Here is a 5,616-nt window from a genome sequence, read left to right as displayed (position 1 = left end):
CCCATTATAACACACTTAATAAAACTGGCAAGGCTCATTAAGTGCTGACGCTTCGCGGGTTACATACTGTTTTTCTTTTCATCCCCGTCCTAAAGTATCGGGGCTTTCAAGAAAACATGATCGGTAACGGTTGTTGGTTAATCCGGTAGCCCAAGGGACGGAGAACGGTGTTAGAGATTAAAACGGCGATCGCTCCCATAAAAGCCTGAGCAAAAGCCCGGAAAATATGTCAGAATAACCTATTGCCGTTCCCTTGGCGGCAACAACACTACATGGTTTTACGAGAAGCACCTATGAACGACCCCAACACCTTTACAGAGCGCTCCCTCCCCGTGATTGATACCTCTTCCTTTCACATTACCCGAGAGGAAGGGCTAATGCTCTATGAGGATATGGTACTCGGTCGCCTGTTTGAAGATAAATGCGCGGAAATGTACTATCGGGGCAAAATGTTTGGTTTTGTCCATCTCTACAATGGTCAAGAAGCGGTTTCGACGGGAGTCATTCGAGCGATGCGCCCCGGAGAGGATTATGTCTGTAGTACCTATCGGGATCATGTCCATGCCTTGAGTGCAGGTGTTCCCGCCCGGCAGGTGATGGCGGAATTATTCGGCAAGGAAACAGGCTGTAGTAAAGGACGTGGCGGTTCCATGCACATGTTTTCAGGGACTCATCGTTTATTAGGGGGCTATGCCTTCGTGGCGGAAGGGATTCCGGTGGCAACGGGGGCCGCGTTCCAATCGAAATATCGCCGGGAAACCATGGGGGATGAGTCGGCGGATCAAGTGACGGCCTGTTTTTTCGGGGATGGAGCCAGTAATAATGGCCAGTTTTTTGAGTGTTTGAATATGGCGGCTTTGTGGAAGTTGCCCATTCTCTATGTGGTGGAAAATAATAAATGGGCGATTGGGATGGCTCATGATCGGGCTACGTCTCAACCAGAAATTTATAAAAAAGCCAGTGTTTTTGGCATGGTGGGGGTAGAAGTGGATGGGATGGATGTTTTAGCTGTGCGGAAGGTGGCTCAAGAGGCCGTGGCACGAGCTAGAGCCGGAGAAGGCCCCACGTTGATTGAGGCGCTCACTTATCGTTTCCGCGGCCACTCTCTCGCTGATCCCGATGAGTTGCGCAGCGCGCCGGAAAAAGATTTCTGGTTGTCTCGGGATCCGATTAAAAAGCTGGCTGGGCAATTGATTGAGCGGAATTTAGCCTCGGAGGAAGATTTAAAAGGGATTGATGACAAGATTCAGGAATTGGTCAATGAGTCGGTTAAGTTCGCGGAAACCAGTCCTGAACCGGATCCTAGTGAGCTTTATCGTTATGTATTTGCTGAGTAACTGGGGATCTCATAGGGGAAAAACCCCTTGATATCTGGAAAGATAACCCTAGGGATCAATTCTTATCCCTAGGGGATCACTGCAAATTTAGGTCAAGCCCAAATCATAGCAAAGACCTCTAGCTTTAGTAATAAAGCTAGAGGTCTTTGGGTTTTTATATTAATCGAGCTTATATATGTTTAGGGTCTTTATATTGGCTGACCCCATTTGAACTGTTTTTATGATCTCAGGGATCGGACTCTTTGGGAAAATTCGTAATATTTTCTTTATTTTCTTGACGTTTCGTGAATCAAGAATAATTTATATTAAGGAAGTTAAACAAATTTGCCCTATTCCTTGACATTTCTTATAATTGGGAAAAGTAACTGCTGTAGTCTATTGCGCCTTAAATCTGAGTGGGGATCGTGGGGATCACTCTAGTGGCGAGGGTATAGCCCCTTGATTGGGACGGCCAACTAGGATTACAGTCCTCTCTCCCGTCCCGGATCTGGAGTCCCTAGTTTGGATCGATTCCCATAGGAAAACAAGCCCTCAAGCGTGAGGGCTTAGGAGCAGTGGGGACTCACTACTCTCAGTGGTTTGACAGACTATTTCTCCAACTCTCTAAGCTTCGTAGAGGGATAGTCTGTCACACTTGAACGGGTTTTGCGAACTCCCCAGAACGTCCTTTAAGGAATTCGTGAGGGGGGATGGAATACTTGACTAAATCGGCTAAGTCTTGTAACTGACTAATGGCTTCTGCTCCTTCGAGCTTCATTAATTCGCGATCATCCCGCATTTCTGTCCAGGTGATCCCATAGTCGGACACCAAAAAGCGGATCAGATGATCTTCTCCTAAACTGACCATGAAAGAAGCGCTGTTCATTTCACTACCGCAGGTGTAACAGGATGCTAAATAGCCTTGATTTTCCAGAACTGTGGCCAGTGCTTGAAGATTCATGACTAAATCCCGAACAAATTGGCGGTGTTGCTGTGCAAGTCGTAAAAACACGGTTTGTCCTCCAAACACCAAGAGTTATTGTATACCTTTTAATACTTTCTTAAGATTTTTTCTCCCTCTTAAGATTTTTTCTCCCTAGGCTGATCGGCACTGGGCGAACCTGTAGCGGTCTGGCTTCTCCACTCGGAAACGGAAGCAAATGGCAGAAATCACGCGCCACACGAAACTATTGGGCGAAAATGCAATTTCCCTGTTGGTGTCGTCAATGTACATTCTCAGTGTACCCTAACTCTTGGACATATTTGTGTTTCTTTGTCAATATTGTGAGAATTTAATAAAAAACTTTAAATTTCTTGGGGAAGGGGTTCAGATTGGGGGGTCAGGCGAGAACTAAGTTATCCCGATGGATGACGGTTTCTGTTCCCATGTAGCCGAGAATTTTGGGGATTTGGTCGGAGCGGAGGCCTTGAATTTGTTGGATTTCGCTGCTGTTGTAGTTCACTAAACCTCGGGCGATTTCGTTTCCGTTGCGATCGCACAACTGAACGGCATCGGACACTTGAAACTCCCCCTCAGTTTGGGTAATTCCGGCGGCGAGTAAGGATTTCCCCCCCTCACAAATCGCCCGCACCGCCCCATCATCTAAATACAATTTGCCCATTGCCACTAAGCCGTAAGCAATCCAGCGTTTGCGTGCGTTTTCCGGTTGGGGTTGGGGTTCAAACTGGGTACCAATCTGCTCCCCTTGGAGAACTTTGGGTAAATAACCGGGTTTTTGCCCGTGGGTAATTACCGTTCTTACCCCGGCACTGGTAGCAATGCGGGCGGCTGCTAATTTGGTCGCCATGCCTCCGGTTCCCCATTGAGATCCCTTATTCCCCGCTTCTACTTGGAGGGTAGCCAGTTGGGAGGCGGAAACTTGAACAATGGGTTGAGCATCGGGTGAGGAACGGGGATCCGCCGAATAGAGCCGATCTACATCAGTGAGCAGAAACAACCAATCGGCCTCGACTAAACTGGCGACGAGGGCGGAGAGGGTGTCATTATCGCCAAATTTCAACTCATCCACGGCGACAGTATCGTTTTCATTGACAATGGGGATCACGCCCAGTTCAAAGAGTTCCTGAAAGGTGTTGTAGGCGTTGACGTAGGAACTGCGCTGCATGAGATCCCGCCGCGTGAGTAAGATTTGAGCAATGGGTTGTTTGAGGTTGCTAAACAGGTCATCATAGATGCGCATTAAGCGCCCTTGTCCGACGGCGGCGATCGCCTGTTTCCTAGCCATAGTCCGAGGGCGTTCCGGCAAGTTGAGACGACGGCACCCAATGCCCACCGCTCCGGAGGAGACTAACACCACGCGATTATGTTGTTCTCGTAACTCTGTGAGGGTTTCCACTAAGCTGGCGATATTGGAGAGAGCTAAACGCCCAGTGTCGGGATGGGTAAGGCTCGATGTACCTATTTTAACAACAAGGGTTTGAGGCATGGGGGGACAGTGGGGTGTGGGGCAAAGCTGATAAGTTAAGGGAACAGGGCATCGGGAATCAGGTTCGTAGTTGCGCTTCAGCGCCAAATTGGGAATCAGGTTTGTAGTTGGGCTTGGGCCCCAAATTGGGAATCAGGTTCGTAGTTGCGCTTGGGCCCCAAATTGGGAATCCGCTTCGTAGTTGCGCTTGGGCCCCAAATCGGGAATCAGGTTTGTAGTTGCGCTTGAGCCCCAAATCGGGAGTCGGGAATAATTATCAATTATCAATTATCAATTGTCAATTATCAATTCCCTGCTCCCTCTCGGACTTATTCCGGTAACTGATACTGATTCACGATACGCTGGGCATATTCAGGGACATGATGGGGGAGTTTTTCCGGGTAATTCCGCTTCACATAGAGATAATTCCGGGTGAAGTGGGAGTCAATGGAAAAACGAGCATATTCTAACCCTTTGGGTCCAATTTTATCGATCACAACCCCCATGAGTTTGGCTGCCCACATGGGGAGCGTCACGCCCTTATCGTAGGCGGGAATGCTCTGTTGTACGGCTTGTTGGCGATCGCCCTTAGAAAACACCGCTTGGGTATCCAGTTGATCCTGCACCAGATTGAGCATTTCTCGCCCCGTCTCATTGCGCACCACAATCCACTGCCAGCCAAAGGGCGCGCCCATATAGCCCACCACTAAATCGGCCAAGGAGTTCACATAATCAAAACAAGTCATACAAGAAGGGGCAAATACATCCTTAAGCTCCTTTGTATTCAAGCCAAAAAATGGCACTAACTCCTCCGATCCGTCCTCATGCTTGAAATGAACACGGAAATCCTGCATAAACTCATAATGCACCACCGTATCCGGCGATTTACTGGTAGTTTCCAGAAATTTCTGCAATCCTGCCCGGCTGACATTATCCACACAGGGCGTTCCTAGAACATAGAGTTTTTCTAACCCCAGTTCCGACTGTACCGCCCGCAGGGCTTGGATTTGACAGCCTACCCCGATCACTAACAATCGCTTCATCCCCGACTGTTCAATCTGTTCTAAAACCGAGAGATTAGGCGACAGGGTGGGTTTATTGACCTTAGCAGCTAAGACTTCCTCTGGGGTGCGGGCAATGACGGGCATGGGACCAAACCGATCATCGGGTTGATTTTGGACACATACCACTCCCTCCACTTGGCCCTGGGTGAGCATTTCACAGGCAATGGTGCTAACAATCCCCGTCCATTGCGCCCCCTCAATGGGTTGTTTTTTGCGGGCGGCCATCATTTCCTGATGTACCCCAAAGTAGAGATCATCGGATTTTTCTAAATTGCGCGATCGCCCGTGAGCTTCTTCCTCCAATTCCGCAATCTGTTGATTGAGGAACGCACAGGCTTCCTTAACGTAATGGATATAGTAAGTATCGCACAGCCCACACTCGCTACAGAGTTCCTTGGCGGGGGGACGGCTCCCCGGTTTCAGGGCTTTGGCTTTTTGGTGTTTTGGGATAAGAGAGGTCATTTAAAAAGAAGGTTTATCAAGAAGGGAAAGAGTGACGGCACAATAAAATCCTGTGCTTTAACAGGAGCGCGCTGTTCTGTTTTCAGCACAGTGTGCCAACAGACGAGGAGTATTTTACCTTAAATGTTGGCTTGAAGGCTCTCGGTTTCACCGATGAGATGAAAAGCCAACCAATATAGAAACAGCGAAGCACAATTAATACTCTGGAGAGTCTTGGCTCGCCACAGATTTTTTAATAAGAACTCTAAATGTTCTTTCTGGAATACTTTTCTCCGATATTTAGTCACCAACACAATATGAACAGTAAGATTAAATGTAGCCCTGCGGGTCTTAGAGTAATTGGCTTCC

Annotated in this window: 4 protein-coding genes and 2 pseudogenes; 1 reads left to right on the top strand and 5 read right to left on the bottom strand. The window is 48.3% G+C overall.

Annotated features, from left to right (window positions below):
• Positions 1-124: 124 nt before the first annotated feature.
• Positions 125-214, bottom strand: a pseudogene (locus tag K4A83_RS23765) (MgtC/SapB family protein); the annotation flags it as partial.
• 79 nt (positions 215-293) lie between these two features.
• Between K4A83_RS23765 and pdhA the strand changes: the two are divergent.
• The gene (gene pdhA, locus K4A83_RS21645) at positions 294-1,337 is read left to right on the top strand and encodes a pyruvate dehydrogenase (acetyl-transferring) E1 component subunit alpha (protein ID WP_265266787.1); all 1,044 of its coding nucleotides are present in this window, start codon (positions 294-296) and stop codon (positions 1,335-1,337) included.
• Positions 1,338-1,965: 628 nt separating this feature from the next.
• Here pdhA and K4A83_RS21640 read toward each other — a convergent pair.
• The 4 genes and pseudogenes from K4A83_RS21640 to K4A83_RS24155 all read right to left on the bottom strand — a co-directional run.
• A complete protein-coding gene (locus K4A83_RS21640) occupies positions 1,966-2,328 on the bottom strand; it encodes a DUF1815 family protein (RefSeq protein ID WP_265266786.1) in 363 nt (120 codons plus the stop codon).
• Positions 2,329-2,656: 328 nt separating this feature from the next.
• Positions 2,657-3,763, bottom strand: coding sequence for a glutamate 5-kinase (gene proB, locus K4A83_RS21635; RefSeq protein ID WP_265266785.1), 1,107 nt, complete (start codon positions 3,761-3,763; stop codon positions 2,657-2,659).
• A gap of 308 nt (positions 3,764-4,071) precedes the next feature.
• A complete protein-coding gene (locus tag K4A83_RS21630) occupies positions 4,072-5,268 on the bottom strand; it encodes a Coenzyme F420 hydrogenase/dehydrogenase, beta subunit C-terminal domain (RefSeq protein ID WP_265266784.1) in 1,197 nt (398 codons plus the stop codon).
• A gap of 236 nt (positions 5,269-5,504) precedes the next feature.
• A pseudogene (locus K4A83_RS24155) lies at positions 5,505-5,616 on the bottom strand (transposase); the annotation flags it as partial.

Origin of the sequence: Spirulina subsalsa FACHB-351, assembly GCF_026130165.1 — a bacterium.
Classification (GTDB): Bacteria; Cyanobacteriota; Cyanobacteriia; order Cyanobacteriales; family Spirulinaceae; genus Spirulina_A; species Spirulina_A subsalsa_A.
This window is presented reverse-complemented; position numbering and strand designations above follow the sequence as displayed.

Bases quoted from the DNA above. Each gene is read 5' to 3' on its own strand.
- pdhA (WP_265266787.1), top strand. From the start codon at position 294: ATGAACGACCCCAACACCTTTACAGAGCGCTCCCTCCCCGTGATTGAT.
- proB (WP_265266785.1), bottom strand. From the start codon at position 3,763: ATGCCTCAAACCCTTGTTGTTAAAATAGGTACATCGAGCCTTACCCAT.
- K4A83_RS21630 (WP_265266784.1), bottom strand. From the start codon at position 5,268: ATGACCTCTCTTATCCCAAAACACCAAAAAGCCAAAGCCCTGAAACCG.